Annotated in this window: 25 protein-coding genes; 1 reads left to right on the forward strand and 24 read right to left on the reverse strand. The window is 38.0% G+C overall.

The annotated features are described in order from the left end of the window. Positions 1 to 2: 2 nt before the first annotated feature. Entirely contained in the window at positions 3 to 344 is a 342-nt protein-coding gene (locus HPT25_RS24860; protein ID WP_173070309.1) for a nucleotide pyrophosphohydrolase, read from the reverse strand. A 212-nt stretch (positions 345 to 556) separates the two neighbouring features. Between HPT25_RS24860 and HPT25_RS24865 the strand changes: the two genes are divergently transcribed. After that, on the forward strand, positions 557 to 1,426 hold the full coding sequence (locus HPT25_RS24865; RefSeq protein ID WP_173070311.1) for a YitT family protein: 870 nt from the start codon (positions 557 to 559) through the stop codon (positions 1,424 to 1,426). Positions 1,427 to 1,460: 34 nt separating this feature from the next. Here HPT25_RS24865 and HPT25_RS24870 read toward each other — a convergent pair whose 3' ends face one another. From HPT25_RS24870 to hbs, 23 genes are all read right to left on the reverse strand, one after another. Further along, on the reverse strand, positions 1,461 to 2,141 hold the full coding sequence (locus tag HPT25_RS24870) for a zinc metallopeptidase (RefSeq protein WP_173070313.1): 681 nt from the start codon (positions 2,139 to 2,141) through the stop codon (positions 1,461 to 1,463). A 59-nt stretch (positions 2,142 to 2,200) separates the two neighbouring features. Then, a complete protein-coding gene (gene ypjB, locus HPT25_RS24875; protein WP_246277279.1) occupies positions 2,201 to 2,995 on the reverse strand; it encodes a sporulation protein YpjB in 795 nt (264 codons plus the stop codon). A gap of 67 nt (positions 2,996 to 3,062) precedes the next feature. Next, positions 3,063 to 3,656 (reverse strand): lipoprotein heptaprenylglyceryl N-acetyltransferase LhaT, encoded by a 594-nt coding sequence (gene lhaT, locus HPT25_RS24880; protein ID WP_173070315.1) that lies wholly within the window; start codon positions 3,654 to 3,656, stop codon positions 3,063 to 3,065. 134 nt (positions 3,657 to 3,790) lie between these two features. Further along, positions 3,791 to 4,567 carry a menaquinol-cytochrome c reductase cytochrome b/c subunit gene (locus HPT25_RS24885; RefSeq protein WP_173070317.1) on the reverse strand — a complete coding sequence of 259 codons (777 nt, stop codon included), beginning with the start codon at positions 4,565 to 4,567 and terminating at the stop codon, positions 3,791 to 3,793. A 61-nt stretch (positions 4,568 to 4,628) separates the two neighbouring features. Next, positions 4,629 to 5,303 (reverse strand): menaquinol-cytochrome c reductase cytochrome b subunit, encoded by a 675-nt coding sequence (gene qcrB / locus HPT25_RS24890; RefSeq protein WP_173070319.1) that lies wholly within the window; start codon positions 5,301 to 5,303, stop codon positions 4,629 to 4,631. 46 nt (positions 5,304 to 5,349) lie between these two features. After that, positions 5,350 to 5,856: a Rieske (2Fe-2S) protein gene (locus HPT25_RS24895; RefSeq protein ID WP_173070321.1), complete on the reverse strand. Its 507-nt coding sequence runs from the start codon at positions 5,854 to 5,856 to the stop codon at positions 5,350 to 5,352. Between the two features lie 138 nt (positions 5,857 to 5,994). Then, positions 5,995 to 6,459 (reverse strand): YpiF family protein, encoded by a 465-nt coding sequence (locus HPT25_RS24900; RefSeq protein ID WP_173070323.1) that lies wholly within the window; start codon positions 6,457 to 6,459, stop codon positions 5,995 to 5,997. 111 nt (positions 6,460 to 6,570) lie between these two features. Next, on the reverse strand, positions 6,571 to 7,137 hold the full coding sequence (locus HPT25_RS24905; RefSeq protein WP_173070325.1) for a ReoY family proteolytic degradation factor: 567 nt from the start codon (positions 7,135 to 7,137) through the stop codon (positions 6,571 to 6,573). A gap of 35 nt (positions 7,138 to 7,172) precedes the next feature. Then, on the reverse strand, positions 7,173 to 8,432 hold the full coding sequence (locus tag HPT25_RS24910; RefSeq protein ID WP_173070327.1) for a tetratricopeptide repeat protein: 1,260 nt from the start codon (positions 8,430 to 8,432) through the stop codon (positions 7,173 to 7,175). A gap of 24 nt (positions 8,433 to 8,456) precedes the next feature. Next, on the reverse strand, positions 8,457 to 9,380 hold the full coding sequence (locus HPT25_RS24915) for a hypothetical protein (protein WP_173070329.1): 924 nt from the start codon (positions 9,378 to 9,380) through the stop codon (positions 8,457 to 8,459). Positions 9,381 to 9,471: 91 nt separating this feature from the next. Continuing rightward, positions 9,472 to 10,758: a 3-phosphoshikimate 1-carboxyvinyltransferase gene (aroA, locus tag HPT25_RS24920; RefSeq protein ID WP_173070331.1), complete on the reverse strand. Its 1,287-nt coding sequence runs from the start codon at positions 10,756 to 10,758 to the stop codon at positions 9,472 to 9,474. 24 nt (positions 10,759 to 10,782) lie between these two features. Next, a complete protein-coding gene (locus tag HPT25_RS24925) occupies positions 10,783 to 11,889 on the reverse strand; it encodes a prephenate dehydrogenase (RefSeq protein WP_173070333.1) in 1,107 nt (368 codons plus the stop codon). Positions 11,890 to 11,900: 11 nt separating this feature from the next. Next, positions 11,901 to 13,010 (reverse strand): histidinol-phosphate transaminase, encoded by a 1,110-nt coding sequence (hisC, locus tag HPT25_RS24930; RefSeq protein ID WP_173070335.1) that lies wholly within the window; start codon positions 13,008 to 13,010, stop codon positions 11,901 to 11,903. A 36-nt stretch (positions 13,011 to 13,046) separates the two neighbouring features. Then, entirely contained in the window at positions 13,047 to 13,421 is a 375-nt protein-coding gene (aroH, locus tag HPT25_RS24935) for a chorismate mutase (RefSeq protein WP_173070337.1), read from the reverse strand. Further along, positions 13,418 to 14,506 (reverse strand): 3-dehydroquinate synthase, encoded by a 1,089-nt coding sequence (gene aroB, locus HPT25_RS24940; RefSeq protein WP_173070339.1) that lies wholly within the window; start codon positions 14,504 to 14,506, stop codon positions 13,418 to 13,420. Before aroB ends, aroH begins: the two co-directional genes overlap by 4 nt. Next, positions 14,506 to 15,684, reverse strand: coding sequence for a chorismate synthase (gene aroC, locus HPT25_RS24945; RefSeq protein WP_173070342.1), 1,179 nt, complete (start codon positions 15,682 to 15,684; stop codon positions 14,506 to 14,508). The genes aroB and aroC overlap by 1 nt, the downstream gene beginning before the upstream one ends. Positions 15,685 to 15,839: 155 nt before the next feature. Next, positions 15,840 to 16,286 carry a nucleoside-diphosphate kinase gene (gene ndk, locus HPT25_RS24950; protein ID WP_173070345.1) on the reverse strand — a complete coding sequence of 149 codons (447 nt, stop codon included), beginning with the start codon at positions 16,284 to 16,286 and terminating at the stop codon, positions 15,840 to 15,842. Positions 16,287 to 16,396: 110 nt separating this feature from the next. Beyond that, entirely contained in the window at positions 16,397 to 17,359 is a 963-nt protein-coding gene (gene hepT / locus HPT25_RS24955) for a heptaprenyl diphosphate synthase component II (RefSeq protein ID WP_173070347.1), read from the reverse strand. A 58-nt stretch (positions 17,360 to 17,417) separates the two neighbouring features. Next, the gene (locus HPT25_RS24960) at positions 17,418 to 18,131 is read right to left on the reverse strand and encodes a demethylmenaquinone methyltransferase (protein WP_173070349.1); all 714 of its coding nucleotides are present in this window, start codon (positions 18,129 to 18,131) and stop codon (positions 17,418 to 17,420) included. A gap of 4 nt (positions 18,132 to 18,135) precedes the next feature. Further along, positions 18,136 to 18,945: a heptaprenyl diphosphate synthase component 1 gene (locus HPT25_RS24965; protein ID WP_173070351.1), complete on the reverse strand. Its 810-nt coding sequence runs from the start codon at positions 18,943 to 18,945 to the stop codon at positions 18,136 to 18,138. 225 nt (positions 18,946 to 19,170) lie between these two features. Further along, on the reverse strand, positions 19,171 to 19,392 hold the full coding sequence (gene mtrB / locus HPT25_RS24970) for a trp RNA-binding attenuation protein MtrB (protein ID WP_173071464.1): 222 nt from the start codon (positions 19,390 to 19,392) through the stop codon (positions 19,171 to 19,173). A 60-nt stretch (positions 19,393 to 19,452) separates the two neighbouring features. Continuing rightward, positions 19,453 to 20,016, reverse strand: coding sequence for a GTP cyclohydrolase I FolE (gene folE, locus HPT25_RS24975; protein ID WP_173070353.1), 564 nt, complete (start codon positions 20,014 to 20,016; stop codon positions 19,453 to 19,455). Positions 20,017 to 20,225: 209 nt separating this feature from the next. After that, entirely contained in the window at positions 20,226 to 20,498 is a 273-nt protein-coding gene (hbs, locus tag HPT25_RS24980; RefSeq protein ID WP_042355261.1) for a non-specific DNA-binding protein Hbs, read from the reverse strand. Positions 20,499 to 20,750: the final 252 nt, after the last annotated feature.

Raw genomic sequence — 20,750 nt, forward strand, 5'->3', positions numbered from 1 at the left:
TTTCACTCCATACTTTCATCGTTTATTCTTGTCCAGCGGTTCCTATCCCGCGTATTAAATTTATTCATGACAGCATCATGAGCTTCTTCAAGATCAATATTCAGTGAGTTGGCAAAACAAATCAAAACAAATAGAAGGTCTCCAAGCTCTTCCTTGATTTCTTTTTCCGTTTCGGTCGCTTTCTTTGGCTTTTCGCCATAATAATGGTTGACTTCCCTTGCCAATTCTCCAAGTTCTTCTGTTAATCTTGCTAACATTGCCAAAGGACTGAAATATCCTTCCTTAAATTGGCTAATATATTTGTCCACTTCCGCTTGAAGCTGTTGCATTGATTTCCTTTCCATTTTTACAACCTCACCTCCTATGTTTCTAATACTTGTCCATTCTCCTTTAAAACCAGTACAGTTCTATGTTTTATGTTAGCTAAAATAGTAGTGATTTACAAATTATTTCGATCAAATTAGACACTTTTATCCTCTTATATTGCTCTCACATTAAATATTCGCTATAATAAAAACCGCCATTTAAGAGAAAATTAGGAAGAGGAGGAATGTTGATGATCCTTGGTCTAAAAATGAGAAATATTGTGTTCATCCTGATTGGAGCTGCCATTATGGCATTCGGACTTGTTAATTTCAACATGCAAAATAAATTGGCTGAGGGTGGATTTACAGGGATTACACTTCTCCTCTATTTCATGTTGCATTGGGACCCTTCCTATACAAACTTATTGCTCAATATCCCACTCTTTTTTATTGGATGGAAATTGTTAGGGAGAAATTCATTTTTATATACACTGGTTGGAACATTTGGTGTTTCATTGTTTCTTTGGATATTTCAACGTCATCCCATCCAAATGCCTCTCCGCAGTGATTTAACATTAGCAGCTTTATTTGCTGGTGTTTTTACCGGAATTGGGCTGGGTATTATTTTCCGATCAGGAGGAACAACCGGCGGAGTTGATATTATCGCTCGTTTAGTCCAAAAATACTCCGGCTGGAATATGGGAAAGACGATGTTCATTTTCGATGCCTGCGTCATTACACTATCTTTAATTACGTATTTAAATTATAAACAAGCTATGTATACCCTTGTTGCTGTTTTTGTAGGGGCCAGAGTCATTGACTTTATTCAAGAAGGTGCCTATTCAGCCAGAGGTGCGATGATCATCTCTGAGAAAAATGAGCAAATCGCTGAAAAAATCATGGAAGAAATGGAACGCGGTGTGACCGCATTGAGAGGTTATGGCTCCTACACGAAAAATGAACGTGATGTTCTTTATTGTGTTGTGGCAAAGAATGAAATCATTCGTTTGAAAAATTTAATTACCTCTATTGACCCACATGCCTTTATTTCCATTTCCATTGTCCACGATGTACACGGAGAAGGCTTTACACTTGATGAAAATAAAATGCCAATAACATAATGAAGCGGAAGCTCAGTGCTTCCGCTTTTCTATATTAATCATTATTACGATTCATACCTGTATAAATTAGAATCAACCTTAATAATTCTAATACAGCTACTGCTGCTGCTGCAATATATGTGAGCGCCGCTGCATTTAACACTTTCCGTGCTTCCCTTTGTTCTTGTCCGGACACCAATCCGAGCGAAACGACTTGTTTCATGGCCCTATTGGATGCATTTAATTCCACAGGGAGCGTAATAACCTGGAAAAGGACAGCAGCGGCCATACAGATAATCCCTAATAACAACATTCCTGTTATATGTGCAAATATGCCAATTAAAATCAAAATCCACGATACATTGGATCCAAAGTTCGCTACAGGCACAAGTGCATGCCGAAAACGAAGAAACGCATAACCTTGAGAATCCTGGATAGCATGACCGCATTCATGGGCTGCAACAGCTGCTGCAGCAATGGAATGGCCATGATAATTTTCAGGAGATAAGCGGACTGTTTTTGAGCGAGGGTCATAGTGATCGCTAAGAAATCCATATCCTTCTTCAACACTAACATTATATAATCCATTTGCATTCAAAATCTCTCTTGCGACTTCAGCACCCTTAAGATATCTTGTTGATGCAACACGAGAATATCGAGCAAACGTGGTATTTACCTTCATTTGTGCCCATAAAGGGATTAAAGCAATTATAGCAAAATAGATGAGATAGAACATTTGAAACCTCCTAACCAGCCTATTGTTGACTTACATTTTAGTCAAGCCGATTAGACACGTCAATCTTTTAGCTCTCTTGAACGGTCCTTTTTCATTTCCTTTTCACCGCGATATTTTCTCCAGCCAACATAGGATAAGGTCATAATGATGATACTGCCTGTTGATATAATAACCCACCAGATCGAAGGGTCGGCTTGATCATCTTCCATATTCGTAAATAAGTTTTTTAAATCTGTATCTAATTTATCCAGCTCCTGCTTGCTTTCAGGGTTATTTACTATTTGGGTGCGATATTCATCAATAAAATTTATGCGAGCATCTAATCTCTGTATATTTTCTACTGGTACATCTATTTTCATACTTGGATAAATCACATTATACAAAGATAAAAAATGGTTAAAACTTGTATGGAACTCCTCAATATCTCCTTTTGAAGCCGCTTGTTTGGCTTGATGAAACGCATTCATGATCGAATCTTCCATTTCCAGCCATAAGGGTTGATGGCTGGAGGAAAGTGCGTCGATGACTAGGCGGAATTTCGTTAGTTTATTGATTCTCTCCTCATAGTTCATATTGGTACTTACTGTTGCTTCTACAGCCTCATCACGGGAGGTATTGACAATCCTCACCTCATCCAAAGTTAGTGGTTTTTCTGTTCCTGTTATCGTTTTAAACTGATCTGAAAAATAATCAAGTAATTTTTTTGCATCGTCATATCTATGAAACTTCACCATTTGGAGGGCTTCATCAGAAATATCGTCCAATTTCTCCATTGGAGATGATTGGTCAGCTTGTACAGATATTGGAGAAAGCAACATTATAAAAGCAAATAATAAAAGTAATTTAAGTTTCAATTCTTGTCCCCCCTTTCATTACTAGTAAAATGTATGAAAGGGGGGACAAGGTTAGACCATTTGATACCTATTTTATTTCCAATTTAAATCTATTTGGACGGATACAAAAGTAATAAGCTATCCCGATTGATAATATGGAAAGCCAGAACGTAAAATAGCCAATTTGCAACATATAGCGATTCAACATTTCATATCTAGGCATCATGTTAAAGACATAATCGATGATCACATCATGAAGAACCCAAATGGCTGCAATGATTAAATGACGCCATTTCACTCGATAAAATGGAGCATATAATATGCCTTCAACTGCCATGGAAAAATGGGATAAAATCAGCATCCATCCTTCCCATTCCAATTCACCTTGTACGAAATAAACAAGAAAATTCATTACCACTGCCCAAATTCCATATTTAAACAACGTGACAATGGCCATCGCTTCCAATAATGGCCAGTTTTTCCTTAGTAAGAAAGAAATAAGAACAAAAACAAAAAACAAACTTGCCGTGGGGCTATCCGGTACGAAAGGAAGAAAGATTGCTGGTGTTTCTTTAAGCTGCCAACCATACCAAATATATCCGTAAATGGTTCCTGCAATATTAATAAATAGTAATAGTTTTAGTATTGAGCGATTTGCTAAAATCGGATAAATCCAACGCATAATATTCCCACATTTCATTTAATTTTTATGTATAGATAATGATCTACATTTTCGTTTATGAAGCAAGCATCCGCGGGCAGGTACGGGATATGAATAAAAAAGCTGACGCTCGCCCGTCAGCTTTTTGTGAATCTTTATTTCTTGCCAAGGTTTGAAATAAATTCGGATAGTGTTTTTAACTGTTGATCAGTACCTTTAAAAACACCAGGAGGCATTTTACCTCCTTTTCCTTTTCTGGCAATCGTAGCAATCTCTTCAGGTTTTAGACCGGTTCCAATAAGAGACGGAGCTCCTGGACCGCCTTGAAGATTTTCTCCATGGCAAGTTATACAAGTATTTTGTTGTGCAAGCTTATACCCTTCACTTGTTTTATCAATTGTTGCTTGGGGTACAATTTTCCCTTGACGTTCAGCTGCAGCCCAGTCGTGCGTCGCGACTGATTGCCAGGTTAAGTAAACAATGGCACATAACGCCAGCAGCATAAAACCTGTTGCGAGCGGACGCTTGATCGGCCTGCGCTCCGGGCCGCGATCAAGAAAAGGAGCCAACAGCAAGCCGCCAAACGAAAGTGCCGGGATGACCATTGTTCCGATCACTTCATAAGGTCCTGAGGCATACGTATATTTAAGTAATTGATACAAGAACAAGAAATACCAGTCAGGTAATGGAATGTAGCCTGTATCAGTAGGGTCCGCGATTCTTTCGAGCGGAGCCGGATGTGCCACTGTTAAACATAGAAAGCCTACAAGGAATACTGCCCCTACCATCCATTCCTTCAAAAGGAAGTTAGGCCAGAATGCTTCTGTTTTTCCAGGGTATTCTGAATAATCTTTTGGAAGTTTCGCTTTCCGGCTCTCTGGCGCCAGAACTCGTGAGTCTCCAACGAACTTCATCCCTTTACCGCGATGCATCGAGAAATCCCCCTCCTTTTTCTACAATGATTAGAAAACTTGTAAAATGTCTTCACACCCATCAAAGAGGTCCTGAAATTCCTTGTTTTCGTATCATGATAAAGTGTGCCGCCATTAAAGCGAATAAAACTGCTGGCAAGAAGAAAACATGAATGGCAAAAAAGCGGGTTAAAGTCTGTGCGCCTACGATATGTTCATTACCTGCAAGTAAAATTTTAATGTACGATCCAATAAGCGGAGTGGATTCCGCGATTTGTAGCCCAACTTTTGTTGCAAATAGCGCTTTCATATCCCAAGGTAATAGATAACCAGTAAAGCCCAACCCCATCATGACGAAGAATATAAGAACTCCGACAATCCAGTTAAGTTCACGCGGTTTTTTATAGGCACCTTGGAAAAATACGCGCAGAGTATGTAAAAACATCATGACCAGTACTAAACTTGCTCCCCAGTGATGCATACCACGTACGATTTGACCAAATGCTACTTCATATTGTAAATAATATACTGATTCCCAAGCATTTTTAATATCTGGCACATAATACATCGTTAAAAACATGCCAGAAAGAATTTGGATAACCGTAACAAAAAAAGTCATTCCGCCAAAGCAATACACAAATGCAGAAAAATGGTGAGCAGGGTTAACGTGCTCAGGCACTTCGTGGTCTGCGATATCGCGCCACAATGGCGTTATATCCAAACGTTCATCTACCCAATCATATAATTTGCTTAGCAATATTTACACCTCCGTCTACCCAATCGTTTATTTTGGTTAGCAATCTTTACACATGCGTCCGTGGTTGTGCTTTTCCTAAATAAATATAACCGTTTTTCACCTGAACCGGAAATAAATCCAACGGCTGTGGCGGCGGAGTGCCAGGAATATTTTTTCCATTCTTTTCATATCGTCCAAAATGGCATGGGCAGAAGAATTGATTAGGATGTGCTTTATCAGTGTTCCAGTTAACGGTACAACCTAAATGCTTACAAATTGGCGATAAAGCCACAATTTTGTCATTATCATCTTTGTAGATCCAGGCAGTACTTGTAACATCTGACTCATACCAAGCATCCTTTTGCTTAAAGGTAAAGTCTACGCGGGTGGGTTCTTTGGTTAGTTCTGAGGCTTTTTTTGGTGTTTGAATAAATTCTCCTCCAGTATCTGCCTTTAAAACAGGGTCAACAGCAAATCTGAGCATTGGCATTAACATTCCTGCGGCCATAAATCCGCCGACGCCAGTCAGGGTGTAGCTCAAAAATTGACGTCTTGTCACATTGTTTTTACCCATTCATATCCCCCCTCTATTTTTGAAATAGTCCAACGGACAATTAATTAAACATATAGAAAACTAGGACATTTTAATGATATATCAATAATTTGGCAAGGTCAATATCATACTATTCCAAAAACATGCAAATGAGTAATTTTATTCATTCTCTGCCCATATTTGGGAAAAGATAGAAAATAATTGTTTGACTTGATTATCTATCATTTCAAATTTCTGAGAGTCACTCATTTGACCAAGAGGCAGGGAGGGCAGCCAAATAAAAGATCCTTGCAGACTACCTTCAACATTTCGCCAATTAGAATCGGCAGTTATATAAAAAAGATGTTTAAATTCAGCCATTTTGATTTCTGATTCCCATTCCAACAAATCATTTACGAGTCTTTCATTTTGTACACGCGAAAGGTAAGTAAACGGCGGGAATAATAGGATTCTCCCAGTGAATTGCCTTTCCAGATGAGTTGTTAATAACGTGATAAACTCAGCAGCCTCAGCCGACTGCTTCAGTCCATCCATTGTAGAAATACCATACAAGGGTACAACAGCAGTATCCACATATTCCTTGGCATTAAGATAAGTTTCAAGATCTTGCGGAATCCATTTCATATATAACACCAGCCTTTTTCATTACTAGCCTAATATTAACATTTTCTCAGAAAATATTGAAAAATAAAGAAAATACCCCTTAAGATTTTTTTCTAGCAAAAAGAAGCTTGCTTATTGCAAACTTCTTTTTGTGGCAGTTTTTGTTAGTCTATTCAATTGATCAGTTAAGTTTGTAAATGCCTCTCTGTCGCCTGCATCCAATGCTTTGTCAATTAACTGTAGCAGCTTTTCCCTTTGGAAACGCTCAATACTGTATTGAAGCAATTGTTCTGCTACAAGACCATCTTTTTCATTTACTTGTAAGTGTTTAGGTACATAAGGGTTTTCTTCCAGAACTGCCGCATACTGATGAGCTTGGTTAGAGGCGTGAAAGTTTAGTTGGATAAAGATGTCTTCATCCCGGTTTAGCCGAATATCATGAAAGGATTTTTCAGCATCAGTTGTCATCACATTTTCCTTATAAAAGCGAAACGGCACTTTGTCAACACAATGTGTTGACATTATCAAGCCACGGGGACAATACTGTGCTTGCTCAACAAAATGAACTTTTTCCATAAGCTGATCGTGGCTCATTAAATAGTTAAGAATCCACACACATTCTCTTCTTTTTAATTGATAATGATTTAAAAACCAGCGAATAAAGTCCTTTTTCTCGTTGACAGAAACAGGGGTTGCCATAATCGTTTCCCTCCTCTGTATATTCAGCTTTCTTATTATGCATCAGATAATCGTTCCAGTAAATCCATATACTCCGTATTTGATGGATCTTCTTCTAGCAGCTGTTTAAAAATTTCGGCAGCACGGCTGCTTTTTCCTTCTTCCATTAAAAAATATCCATAATCCTGTAAAAAATCCTGATTATTCTTAAAAAAATTATATGCAGTTTCATATTTGTCTAATGCTTTCGAATAATCCTCTATTCTTTGGTAAGCTAAAGCAGAATCCCATAAAAGCTGAGGTTCTTCATCTTCGACAATGTCAAGCCAAGATATTAAATCTAAAACATCATCAAATCTGTCCAGTTGGAAGAAAAGTTTATTCAATGTTAAAGCAGCTTCTGTAAAACCAGGGTCCAAAACAAGTGATTCACGCAGATATTTTTCTGCTTCCTCTTCTTTTCCCAGCTTGATCGCTATTTTGCCGCCGAAGAAAAATAATTCTTTATTGAAATCATCTTGTTTGATCCCGTCCTGGATAGCACGAAAACTTTCCTCAAGCTCCTCTTCTTGCTCATATGCTCTGGCAAGATATAGATATAAAGAATGATATTCAGGATCCAACGATTTTAATTCATTGAATTTCTCAATAGCAGTCCGATTATATCCTGCCTGCAGAGCGGTGAAGGCGTAGCCGAATAAAGTATTGATTTCCAGTTTCTCTTCAAGTGCCTTATCATAATAGATTAACGCTTCTTCAAAAGCTCCAGAAGCACTTAATAAGTCCGCCATCCGCTGATAAATATTGACACCGGCAATCTCATTTGTTTCCTCCAAAACCAATTCGTATGCGGTCATAGCCTTCTTAACTTCGCCTTGTTCACTGTAGAGTTCACCTAATGCAAAATCAATAATCTTTTCAGTCGGTAATATCTCCTTTGCTTTTAAAAGCTTCGTTTCACAGACTTCAAAAAGCCCCTGAATTTGATAGAGATCAGCAAGCAGAAGAAGCGATCGAGCATAATTTGCATCCAACTCAGAAATATTTTCTAATACAAGAATGGCTTGCTCTTCGTCTCCGGCTTCCACTAAAATTTCACCTAGCAGAACGAGCAGCTCTCCTTCTTCAGGATAAATATCTAATAAACTTTCAATCAGCTCTTTTGCTTCATCAAGAAATCCGAATTGAAACAATTCTTCTGCAAGAACAAATTTTTCTTCATGTCCCCCGCTTTTTAGTACATCATTATATTCATTTAAAGCCTCATTATGTTGGCCGTTTTCTAACATTTGAATTATTTTATTTATTCGATCCATTGTCCTTGACCTCTTCCCCAAAATTTACAAAGAAAAAAATGCTGGAGTTCGCACCTTAACATGTTCTCCAAATCCCGGTTTAAATAATACTGTTTTCTCTAAACGAACAATCCTGCCTTTATGAACAGTAACAACCAGTCTATCACTATGATAATGAAATAAGTGATCTTCATCAATATTCTTGATTTCGTTATCTAGATAAAATAGATTATAGCTTAATTCACTTCCAAACATTAAACTGCCCTTGGAAGGAAAAATGCCAATTTTGTTTAATATCGTGATTGGAAGTGGCTTGTTCTCCTCTAATTCCTCGTAAACTGCCGCAAGGTTTTCTTTTATTATTATATCTTTCCATTTCGACAAAATGGCCTTTTTCTCCTTCTTATGTGCGATAGAAATTATTGGTATAAGTGGACAATTGTATGGAAATAGGGAGTTCTTAATCCAGGCCCATGGAATTTTTTGCAATTCATTCGTGTCTTCCAGCTCTACAAAGATAGCTGGAATTTTTTCTTGTTTACATTTACGAACAAATGAATCTGTTAGGAGGCCGACAGGGATTTTAACACAAATGGCAAAATCAACCGGGCTGCTGTTCAAGCTCATCTTCAAAGCTGTAATTTTTTCTGATAATTCTCGTTCATACAAAACATTTACATATGTTATTAAAGTTGTACAGCCCTTCAATAAAAATACTTCTGTTAAATATTGTTTTAATTCCGGAAAAGCACTTATAGTTGAAACTTTCGAATTCAATAGAACAAAAGTCGGGGTTAAAATAAATGGATCTACATTCATTTTCATTAGGCGATAGTATTTAAACTGTGGTTGAATAGCGGCAATTCGTTCATCTTGAATTAACATTGAGTATTTCTTTAACGTTTTATCTTTTAACACATTTGCATTTTCAATGATATACGCTATTTTTTCCTCACCCTTTCCACTCATTTTTCAGCCCCTTTAAGACAAGCTATGTGAAAATGGCGAAAACTATGATAAGAAGGAACAAAAAAAAGCTGCAGGAATCCTTGCAGCTTTGCTAAATAAGACTATCTAAATGAGAAAAGAAATTAGGGTAGGAAACTGAAATCGCCTCAGGCTCATCTAATGAGACTTCATTCTCACAAAGGAGGGCTGCGATCGAAAGCATCATGCCGATTCGATGGTCTCCGTGGCTTGATACTGTTCCTCCTGTTAACGCCGTTTTGCCTCTGATAATCATTCCATCATCTGTTGCTTCAATGGATGCACCCAATTTCTTTAATTCATTAACAACAGTATCAATCCGATTTGTTTCTTTTACCTTCAATTCTTCTGCATCTTTGATTAAAGTATCCCCTTCCGCCTGTGTGGCTAACAGGGCAATAATCGGGATTTCATCAATAAGTTTTGGAATCAATTCCCCTTCAATAACTGTGCCTTTTAGATTGGAAGTTTTTATAACAATGTCCCCAACAGGTTCAAATGAGTCATCCCCCATCGAAATAATTTCGATTTTGGCTCCCATTTGTCTCATAACTTCAATGATCCCAGTTCGTGTCGGATTTAAGCCGACATTTTTCAGCACAATTTCGCTATTGGGAATAATAGCTCCGGCAACTAGAAAAAAGGCTGCAGAAGATATATCTCCAGGAACATGTATACTTTGAGCTGTCAGTCTTTGGCCCCCACTTACCGTTATTACACCATTTTCATTTTGGATTTCTCCACCAAATTTACGAATCATTCTTTCCGTATGATCCCGTGTGGCAGCCGGCTCGATAATTGTCGATACACCTTCAGCTTGAAGCCCAGCTAAGATAAGCGCTGATTTAACCTGGGCACTCGCAACAGGCAATTCATATTGAATAGGTGACAACTTTCCGCCCCGAATAGAAATCGGGGTAAAGGATCCGTTTTCCCGACCATCAATTACGGCCCCCATCTTTGCTAAAGGAGCCGTTACCCTTGTCATAGGTCTTTTGCCGATTGAGTGATCACCAATTAAAGAAGAGAAAAAAGGCCTGCCGGCTAAAATTCCGAGTAGTAACCGAATGGTTGTTCCTGAATTTCCTACATCAAGGATTTCATTCGACTCCTTTAGGCCTGAAAAGCCATTTCCATTTATAAATAGTTCATTTTCATTCTCCTCAATCATTACCCCTAGCTTACGGAAACAAGATATTGTACTTAAACAATCATCTCCAGGCAGGAAGTTGGTTACCCGTGTTTGTCCATGTGCAATAGATCCAAACATAACAGAGCGATGAGAGATTGATTTGTCCCCAGGAACCGATAATTCTCCTGATAATTTCTTAATATTCGTTTTTAATGTCAATAACGCCATTTCATCACCTACGTGTCCATCATTTTAAGCGCCATTAGATGTGGCATAGTTAGTATGGGAAAGAATGCATCGATCCGCACGCTGTCTATCTTCTTCTGTTTGAAAGCTAATGACCAGCACACCATTGATATCTTCCCGTGTTTCTAAAATACGAATATTGGTAATACTGATTCTTTCATTTGCCAAATATCCGGTAATTTCCGAAATCACACCAGGATAGTCGGGAACATCAACATATAAATCATAAAAAGCTGGAATCGCTCCTTTTTCTTTAACAGGAAGACCATCTCGAAATTGTTTTGCCTGGTGAAAATAGTTAAAAATTTCATGCCCCTCACCAAATTTAAGCAATTGTATAACGCTATTCATTTCCTCTTGCCATTGATTAAGAAGGTCAATTAAATTTTCACGATTATGCAAAAGAATATCCTTCCACATATCTGGGCTGCTTGAAGCTATTCTTGTTATATCACGGAACCCTCCCGCAGCAAGACGCGGAATCAGTCCATCAGTATCTGCCAATTTTTCAGTTTGTCGAACAATGGAAGCAGCAATTATATGAGGAAAATGACTTACAATTCCTGTCAAATAATCGTGGTTTTCTGGTGAAATAGTTAAAAATTTCGCATTGGTTCCCTTTAACCATTCTTTCAGTAAGTCTACTTTTCCTTTTTCCACCACTTCATCAGGAGTAAGAAGGTAAAAAGCATTCTCGAACAAAATATCTTTTGCAGCAGTAACACCACTTTTGTGAGATCCGGCCATTGGATGTCCTCCAATAAAAGCAATTCCCTGCTTTGTTAAACTGCTTGCATTTTCAACAATAATCTTTTTTGTACTTCCTGTATCTGTTACGATCACATCCGGCTTTAATGAAAGCTTGGATAAATCCGCGATAATGGATTCTGTGTCTGTCACAGGTGCTGAAATAATGATTAAGTCAGCATCCTCTGCTCCTGTTTCGATACTTACAACTGAATCATCGATTACACCGAGCATTTTAGCAAGTCGCACTTGCTCACTATTTATATCAAAACCAATAATTATTGCTTCAGGATGCTCTTTTCTTATGCAAAGAGCTAAAGAACCGCCGATTAAGCCTAAGCCTATGACGAAAATTCGGCCTTTCAAATAGACTCCCCCTACATCTCTACACGCTGCTGTTTTAATTCTGTAAGGAAATTACCCAGCGCTTTTAATACTCCTTCATTTTGCTCTTGAGAGCCAACGGTGATTCTTACCGATGTCGGAAAACCGAGCGCTTTTCCTGAACGAACAATATATCCCTTTTCAAGTAAATATTGGAACACCCGATCCCCATCTACTTTGAAATCAATTAAGATGAAATTTGTTTGTGAAGGATAATAATCTAACTGGTTTTGTTCGCAAAAATCATAAAATAATTGTAAACCTTGTCGATTTTCCCTCTTGCAATTTTCGATGAAATTTTGATCCTCAATTGCATTAGCAGCAGCCAGTTGACCTAACGAATTAACATTAAATGGTTCTCTCGCAGGTTCAAGCGCTTTAATGATTTCACGATTAGCAATGCCATATCCTACCCTTAAAGATGCCAGTCCGTATATCTTTGAAAAAGTCCTTAAAACAATTAAATTTTGATATTTCCGGGTAAGGTCGATAGAATCATAGTAATCGTCAGCTGCAACATATTCATAATAAGCTTCATCAAGTACAACAAGAATATGTGATGGCACTTTTTCTAAGAATGGGATTAATTTATTTTCCGGTATATATGTACCAGTAGGATTATTGGGACTACAAACCCAAATCACGTTTGTCTGTTCATCAATAGCTGCAAGCATGCCCTCCAAATCGTGCCCTCCATTAACAAGTGGAACTTCCTTGATAATGGCTCCTTCAATCACAGCATTATGGCGATATTGAGAAAAAGTCGGAGTAGCCATTATGGTGCTTGCATTTGGATGAAGCAAAGATCTTGAAATAATTTGGATCAGATTGTCTGAACCATTTCCAAAGATCAATTCTTCCTCATTTACCTGTAAAAAAGCAGCCAGCTTTTCTCTTAAATTAGAAGCATATCCATCAGGATATATCTCGAGACCATTTAATTCTTCTTTTAAAGCATTACGTACTTTAATCGAACAGCCAAAAGGGTTTTCATTGGAGGCAAGTTTAACAATTTGCTCCAAATTATATTGTTTTTTCACTGATTCAATAGATTTTCCCGGCTGATAAGGAGTTAGCGTTAATAACTGATCTTTCCATCTCATTTTCCTCACTCCATTCCACATTTTTATTGAAATTGTTTATAATGACATTCTATTGCCCAAATCCGGTCTAAGCTTGATTGCCTCGTTTAAATAAACATGAACGATTTCTTCTTGCGCTAAATCTGTATTTACATGAATCATAAATCTGATACACATTTTTAAAGAATTGGAAACTGGAATTTCTTGCATGCACATAACTGGTACATATGTCCAATCTGCAAAATTGCGTAATGCTTTTGCCGGAAAAGTTGCATTAAGATCATCTGTAGTTGAAATAAAAACAGATGCGACGGAATCCGGCTGGATCTGGTTAACATCAATGATCTTTGCCAAAAGCTCCTCAGCCGCAGAGATTATAGCCTCTTCTGTATTGATTGCTACAGTCGTCGCTCCTCTCACCCCTCTGATCATGATATATCTCCTTTCAAATAACAATTAATCTTTTCCAATAGTAAGGAATCCGATATTTTCTTGAGAACAGGTTCTCCTACCTGCTCCAGCAAGACAAATCGCACAGATTCTCCGATTGACTTTTTATCCTGTTTCATTCTGCTAATTAAAGCATCAACAGCCAATTGGCTAGGAATCTTCGTTTGATAGCCTAAGCTCTCAACCCATGAAATAAATTTATCCAAATCAAATGACAAATTCAACAGTTCCTGGCTAACCTTTAAAGCGAAAATCATACCGATCATAACCGATTCCCCATGCGTGAAATTTCCGTATCCCATTTCCGCTTCGATCGCATGGCCTAATGTATGACCAAAATTTAAATAAGCCCGAATGCCTGCTTCCTTTTCGTCGCGGCTTACAAATTCATTTTTAATCCGGATGCCTTTCTGGAGAAATTCTGACAACTGGTCAAAAGTAAGTTCATCCAGATGATGGATATTTGTATATAGCCATTCATAAAAATCAGCATCAAAGATTAGAGCATGCTTAATCACTTCTGCAAATCCAGAACGGATTTCCTGCTTCGAAAGTGTTTTCAGCCAGTTTAAATCATAAAATACTGCTTCCGGTTGATGGAATGCTCCGATCATATTTTTTCCAAGAGGATGATTAATGGCAACTTTCCCTCCCACAGCACTATCATGGGCTAAAATAGTTGTCGGGATTTGAATAAACGAAATACCGCGCATATATGAAGCCGCCACAAAGCCCGATAAATCGCCAACTGCCCCACCGCCAAATGACAAAATAACAGAATGCCTATCAAGACGGTTCTCTAATGCTGCCGAACATGCATTATAATATACCTCGAACGTCTTGGCTTTTTCACCACCTGGGGCTGTAAAAACAGCAGGATTCCAGGGTTTTAAAGCAGTTAGCAACTCTCCAAGGTGAAGAGCAGCAACTGTTTCATCAGTGATCACCAAAATTTTCGTTAAATTAGGAAGTCGATTCGTTAAAAAGGCAGGGATTTCTTTCGTTACGCCTTCCCCGAGAAAAACATTATAGTTTTTAGACTCTGTTTCGATATGAATCGTTTCCATTAAAATTCCCTCGCATATTCGCGCTGCCTTCTAATTTCTTCAGCAAACGTTTCAAAGCGGTCACTGTAAAATTGATCCACCAATGCACTTGCAAGCTCCCAAGCGACAACATTCTCTGCAACAACCGCTGCTGCTGGGACGGCACAGCTGTCTGACCGCTCAATACTTGCTGCAAAAGGCTCTTTAGTCTCAATATCCACGCTCATTAATGGCTTGTAAAGGGTAGGGATCGGTTTCATGACTCCACGGACGATAATCGGCATTCCTGTGGTCATTCCGCCTTCAAATCCGCCCAGGCGATTCGTTTTCCTGTAAAAACCCTGTTCATCACTCCAGAGAATCTCATCATGGACTTCACTGCCTGGAATTCTTGCTGCATCAAATCCGATTCCGAATTCGACTCCTTTAAAGGCATTGATACTTACAATGGCTGCAGCCAATTTCGCATCTAATTTGCGGTCATAATGTACATAACTGCCTACTCCTACAGGCATTCCTGTTACCATTACTTCCACTATTCCACCAATGGAATCTCCATTTTTCTTCGCATCGTCAATGGCGTTCATCATTTCCTTCTCTGCAGCAGAATCTACGGTACGGACCGGTGAATTCTCACTGCGTTCCTTGATGGCTTCTAAAGTAAGAGATGGATCTGACTTTGCTTTTATTCCTGCAATATCAACCACATATCCGACAATATCAATTCCAACTAATGATAAAAGTTTCTTTGCAACGGCGCCAGCAGCTACACGGACTGTCGTTTCCCGAGCAGAAGAACGTTCAAGCACATTTCTCATATCTCGGTGGCCGTATTTCAACGCACCATTAAGGTCCGCATGCCCAGGACGCGCCCTTGTTACTTTTCTTTTAATCTCTTCTTCTTCGCCTTCTTCAAGGGTTTCCGCGCCCATAATTTTTGTCCAATGTTTCCAATCATTATTTTCTACCACAAGGGCAACAGGTGAACCAAGAGTGTAACCGTGACGAACTCCTGATGTAATTTCCACTGTATCTTTTTCTATTTGCATTCTTCTTCCACGACCATAACCTTGTTGCCTTCTTGAAAGCTCCACATTAATTTCCTCCGCTGCCAGCGGCATTCCTGCTGGTAAGCCTTCTAAAATGGTTGTTAATATCGGTCCGTGTGATTCTCCTGCTGTCAAGTACCTTAAAACCATTCTCTTTCCCCCTTCAACTCATTAAAGAATTATGTATCAATATAACATATCATGCTCATTTAGCCTAGTAGGACAATTCAGAAAAGAATAAATTATTTTTTTGAAATCGTATACAAAAAAGCACTTGTTTAATTACAAGTGCTTTTGATCAAAAATTAATAAATCCAACCATTCATTAATTTGGAGTAATCTACCAATTCCGTATTTTTAAAGAATAAGTTAATTTCACGTTCTGCACTGGCTGGAGAGTCGGAGCCATGAATAACATTTTTACCTACTGTCAAGCCAAAATCCCCGCGAATGGTTCCAGGTGCTGCATCTTTAGGATTGGTTGAACCCATCATTTGTCTTGCTGTTGCAATGACGTTCTCACCTTCCCATACCATTGCAAAAACTGGACCTGAAGTAATGAAATCAACTAATTCGCCGAAAAACGGGCGTTCTTTATGTTCACCGTAATGTTCCTGTGCCAGTTCTGTTGGGATGCTCATTAATTTTGCTCCAACCAATTGAAAGCCTTTTCTTTCGAAACGACCAACAATTTCACCAATTAAATTGCGTTGTACCCCATCCGGTTTAACCATTAAAAATGTTCTCTCCATGAATTCCACTCCTAATTCGATATGTATAATTATTGTCTTGTTGACAATCCACGAAAATGTTAACATTTTTTTGATTATTATGCAAGGCATTCCAATAGAGAGACTGGCACTTAAAATTTTCTTCTACCAATAAATTTGGCAATATCTCTTAATGACCTTTTTACTTTATTTTCAGGAAGCTCCTCCAGAACGGTAAGTGCTTTACTTAAATATCGATCGCTTAAAGAGATAGATTTTTCAATTGAACCTGATTTTTTAATAAGGGAAATAATATTAGCTATTTCAAACGGAGACATATGTTCATTAACTTTTTCGATTTCCTTTCGGATGCTCAGATTTTCCATCGCAAAAAGGGCAGGCGCAGTAATATTTCCTTGCAACAGGTCACTTCCAGCAGGCTTTCCCAGCTCTTTTTCAGTGGCTGTAAAATCTAAAATGTCATCAATAATTTGAAAGGACATACCCACATAATAGCCAAAGAGATATAATTTTTTATGAACAGCTTCTTCAACGCCGGCAGCAATGGCACCCAACTGACAGCTGGCAGCAATTAGTAAGGCTGTTTTTCTTTTAATTCTTCTAAGATAATCTCGCAGATTTTGATTGAAACGGTATTTGTCTTTTATTTGTTGTATTTCTCCGATAGCCACTTCAACAATTGTATTCGCCAAAATTTTATGGGCAGAAGGGCGCTTAATATTTGTCATCAATTCAAGCGCTAATGCAAAAACAAAATCACCCGTGTACATGGCAGTCTTGTTATCCCATTTGGCTTTCACAGTCGGCTGGCCTCTGCGAAGATCTGCATCATCAATTACATCATCATGAACGAGTGATGCCATATGTATAAGTTCCAATGCTACCGCTACATTCTTCATTACATTAATATCATAATGACCAAATTTACCAGCAAGCAAAACAAAAACAGGACGAATTCTTTTTCCTCCGGCTTGTAATGTATGCATTGAAGCTTGCTTCAAAAGAAGAGACTCTGATTGTAGTGTCTCTTCCAGATTTTTCTCTATAATGTTAATATCCGAATTCAAAAATGAATACATCATTTTTAATTTCATTTGTATTCACCCAGCTTTTCATCCCGTCTTTGTTCTAAATATCGTCCCATATAGGACATTACATATTTCTTTCTTTGTTTCCAATATGGACTGCCGCGGCACCGCCGCTATATGATTTATATTTAACATCACTAAAACCAGCTTGTTCAAATAAACGAGCCAATTCCTTCATACCCGGAAAATCACGAGCCGACTCTTGAAGCCAAGAATATTCATTAAAACTTTTTGCAAATAGTTTTCCGAATAATGGCATGATAAAGCGAAAATAAATGAAAAAAAGCTGTCGATAACCAATTAGGGTAGGCTGGGAAGTTTCGAGGCATACAGCAATTCCGCCAGGTTTTAACACACGGAACATTTCTTTCAACACTTGGAGATAATCCGGTACATTTCTTAATCCAAATCCAATTGTTACATAATCAAAACTATTATCGGGAAATGGGAGCTCCATGGCATTCCCCTGAATTAATTTCACCTGTTTAAGCCCTAACCTTTTAATTTTTTCCTCTCCAACTTTCAGCATGTTATTACTAAAATCCAGGCCGGTAACCTCACCAGTCGGCCCCGTTGCATCCGCTAAGGCAATCGTCCAATCAGCTGTACCACAGCATACATCAAGTGCTTTGGATCCGGGCTGGACGTTCATTCTTTTCATTGTATCCTTCCGCCATCTGATGTGCTGTTGAAAACTGATAACAGAGTTCATTTTATCATAGTTGTCTGATATCTTTTCAAATACATGATGAACCCGTTGTTCTTTCGATTGCTGCATGTTTTTACCCTTCTTCCACAAAAGTTTTGACAACTGGCTGGTATTGATCTAGCAGTGCAGAAATTCTGGTTGAAAGCAGATCATTTATAAACGATAAATTAAGAATTTCATTTTCAATTGCTTGTTTGGAATGTTCCAAATAGCGTTCGCATACCAATAATAGCTTTTGTTGTTCAGCTGAATAATCATTTATAGTAAATTCATGTTTTTGAAAAGTTACTTTTTTCAATGCATCAAATAAGACAGAGCTTTCACCCTTAATATACCTGCTTCTTTCCATTAGCAAACGTTTGAAAAAAAACAAATTCGACAAAATTTCGCTCCAGCGGTTCAAATTTAGATGTCCGGCAAGCTTAATCAGAATCGAGCTTTCAATTATCTTTACACTCTTCATAAGTTTCTCAATGGTTTCAGAGTTTTGGTGGTATACCATAATCTTATTTTCATTTATTTCTTTAACGCCGGCTGACAAAGCCTTTATCATTAATATATCTTCCGTTTCTGAAAGCAGCTTATAATACATGCCGCTGTAATAATCTCCTGCCAAAACGGTAAGCTGTCTTGTTTTACCATCTTCAGAAAATTTGTTGATATGTTCATGGGTATCAAGGGCAATTTGAATGAGCATGGTTGCCAAACAATATTTCTCCACCGTCTTAAATGGCAATTCCAGTTCATCCATCATAGAAATAAGGATAAGAAGCTTATCCTTATCAATAATTGGTGTTTCAATATATTTAAGCAAGTAAGCGTCAAAAACGCGTTTCTCAAGTTTCTCTTTTACACTTGTAAATTTCTGTGGAATGTTTTGCATTTTTATCACCCTTGCTTACCAAAGTAAACTTACTCTATGTATTTTTCAATTCCCAGCATAAAATATATGTTTCAGCTTTGTAAAAATCTCCATTTTTTCAAATAAGCCAGACACCATTATATCATAAAAGAGATTTCATTGGCGGGAATTCACAAAATAAATACACTTCCACTTTTTTTGAAGCAATAATTTTAGAAAGAACTGTAAAATTATAATGTCCGGCTCCTATTTCTTCCATTCACTATCGATCTCACCATATTGGGTAAGAATTTTGGCGTTTCCCCTAATCTTGATCGCTGAAGTATGCTCTGTAAACTGGGCGATAAGTACCTCTCCGTTATCCAGCTTTTCAGAATGATGAAACTTGGTATCAGTCCCTCTTGTTAATCCAATGACATTTACTCCATCTTCCATCGCTTTAATTACAACATAATCGTTATTTTGCATGTTCTTATCCACTTTTGATCACCCCAAATAATGGTAATGTAAATTCCTCTTCATCAAAATTTATTTAATTAAAGAAAGGATTTCAGAACGAGTAGTATAATCAGTTGCCAATGTACCGCGAACAGCCGTTGTAACCGTTTTGGAACCAGGTTTTTTAACTCCTCGCATGGTCATGCACATATGTTCAGCTTCCACGATGACCATTACACCATGTGGCTCAAGCTTTTCCATCATACTTTCAGCAATAGTGGAAGTAATCCTTTCCTGAAGTTGAGGTCTTTTAGCAACTGCTTCAACAGCTCTAGCCAGTTTGCTCAGGCCGGTAACACGTCCATTTCGAGGAATATACGCAACATGTGCTTTACCGAAGAAAGGAACAAGATGATGCTCGCACATGGAGTAGAACGGAATATCCTTGACTAACACCAATTCTTCATGGTCTTCACTAAAAATAGTTTCAAAATGTACCTTCGGATCCTCATTTAATCCGCTAAAAACTTCTTCATACATTTTCGCAACGCGTTTTGGTGTATCTTGAAGACCTTCACGATTCGGATCTTCACCGATGGCTTCTAATATTAAACGCACCGCCTCTTCAATTTGGGCACGATTTACTTCTGACATGCTTAAATTCCCCCTAAGTTCTGTCAAGATGAGATGACACATTCATATTAGCACAAACTTTTCAATACAAGCAAAAATGAAAGGTGGAAATGCTTTAATCGACGCCTGACCACTCTCTTTACACATTAACCTCCGAATAGAAAAAAGGCCATGGGCTTAACCATGGCCTTGGCTCTTAAGCATTCACTTAAAGCAATAAATTTATGTAATTATTTTACTGCATCTTTAAGCGCTTTACCCGGTTTGAAAGCAGGAACTTTACTTGCGCCAATTTCGATCTCCTCACCAGTTTGAGGGTTGCGACCTTTACGCGCTGCACGCTCACGTACTTCAAAGTTACCAAAACCGATTAATTGTACTTTATCACCATTTTTTAAAGCATCTAAAATTGTGTCAAAAACAGCATCAACTGCTTTTGTAGCATCCTTTTTAGAAAGTTCACTTGCCTCAGCTACTGCATTGATAAGTTCTGTCTTGTTCATGCCATTCACCTCCTCCCAAAGGGTAATCAGAGTAAATAAGATTACTTATCTACATTTCTAAACAATTTTTTTAAATTCTATACGTTAATAGTGCACTTTTATAGCCAAAGTTTAGACAATTTAACGACTATGGCATTTAAAATCTATTTATTGTAAAAACCCCATGATATCAAGGCTTTAGCACTATAACGTAATTCTGTTAAAAGATTATCACAATCAAAACAGCATAGCAAGAAGAATTCATGAAATTAT

Origin of the sequence: Neobacillus endophyticus (genome assembly GCF_013248975.1) — a bacterium.
Classification (GTDB): Bacteria; Bacillota; Bacilli; order Bacillales; family Cytobacillaceae; genus Neobacillus; species Neobacillus endophyticus.

Excerpts from the sequence above, each read along its gene's own strand:
- HPT25_RS24860 (WP_173070309.1), bottom strand. The coding sequence starts at position 344 with ATGGAAAGGAAATCAATGCAACAGCTTCAAGCGGAAGTGGACAAATAT.
- HPT25_RS24865 (WP_173070311.1), top strand. The coding sequence starts at position 557 with ATGATCCTTGGTCTAAAAATGAGAAATATTGTGTTCATCCTGATTGGA.
- HPT25_RS24870 (WP_173070313.1), bottom strand. The coding sequence starts at position 2,141 with ATGTTCTATCTCATCTATTTTGCTATAATTGCTTTAATCCCTTTATGG.
- lhaT (WP_173070315.1), bottom strand. The coding sequence starts at position 3,656 with ATGCGTTGGATTTATCCGATTTTAGCAAATCGCTCAATACTAAAACTA.
- HPT25_RS24885 (WP_173070317.1), bottom strand. The coding sequence starts at position 4,567 with ATGCATCGCGGTAAAGGGATGAAGTTCGTTGGAGACTCACGAGTTCTG.
- HPT25_RS24895 (WP_173070321.1), bottom strand. The coding sequence starts at position 5,856 with ATGGGTAAAAACAATGTGACAAGACGTCAATTTTTGAGCTACACCCTG.
- HPT25_RS24900 (WP_173070323.1), bottom strand. The coding sequence starts at position 6,459 with ATGAAATGGATTCCGCAAGATCTTGAAACTTATCTTAATGCCAAGGAA.
- HPT25_RS24905 (WP_173070325.1), bottom strand. The coding sequence starts at position 7,137 with ATGGCAACCCCTGTTTCTGTCAACGAGAAAAAGGACTTTATTCGCTGG.
- HPT25_RS24910 (WP_173070327.1), bottom strand. The coding sequence starts at position 8,432 with ATGGATCGAATAAATAAAATAATTCAAATGTTAGAAAACGGCCAACAT.
- HPT25_RS24915 (WP_173070329.1), bottom strand. The coding sequence starts at position 9,380 with ATGAGTGGAAAGGGTGAGGAAAAAATAGCGTATATCATTGAAAATGCA.
- aroA (WP_173070331.1), bottom strand. The coding sequence starts at position 10,758 with ATGGCGTTATTGACATTAAAAACGAATATTAAGAAATTATCAGGAGAA.
- hisC (WP_173070335.1), bottom strand. The coding sequence starts at position 13,010 with ATGAGATGGAAAGATCAGTTATTAACGCTAACTCCTTATCAGCCGGGA.
- aroH (WP_173070337.1), bottom strand. The coding sequence starts at position 13,421 with ATGATCAGAGGGGTGAGAGGAGCGACGACTGTAGCAATCAATACAGAA.
- aroB (WP_173070339.1), bottom strand. The coding sequence starts at position 14,506 with ATGGAAACGATTCATATCGAAACAGAGTCTAAAAACTATAATGTTTTT.
- aroC (WP_173070342.1), bottom strand. The coding sequence starts at position 15,684 with ATGGTTTTAAGGTACTTGACAGCAGGAGAATCACACGGACCGATATTA.
- ndk (WP_173070345.1), bottom strand. The coding sequence starts at position 16,286 with ATGGAGAGAACATTTTTAATGGTTAAACCGGATGGGGTACAACGCAAT.
- hepT (WP_173070347.1), bottom strand. The coding sequence starts at position 17,359 with ATGAAATTAAAAATGATGTATTCATTTTTGAATTCGGATATTAACATT.
- HPT25_RS24960 (WP_173070349.1), bottom strand. The coding sequence starts at position 18,131 with ATGCAGCAATCGAAAGAACAACGGGTTCATCATGTATTTGAAAAGATA.
- HPT25_RS24965 (WP_173070351.1), bottom strand. The coding sequence starts at position 18,945 with ATGCAAAACATTCCACAGAAATTTACAAGTGTAAAAGAGAAACTTGAG.
- mtrB (WP_173071464.1), bottom strand. The coding sequence starts at position 19,392 with ATGCAAAATAACGATTATGTTGTAATTAAAGCGATGGAAGATGGAGTA.
- folE (WP_173070353.1), bottom strand. The coding sequence starts at position 20,016 with ATGTCAGAAGTAAATCGTGCCCAAATTGAAGAGGCGGTGCGTTTAATA.
- hbs (WP_042355261.1), bottom strand. The coding sequence starts at position 20,498 with ATGAACAAGACAGAACTTATCAATGCAGTAGCTGAGGCAAGTGAACTT.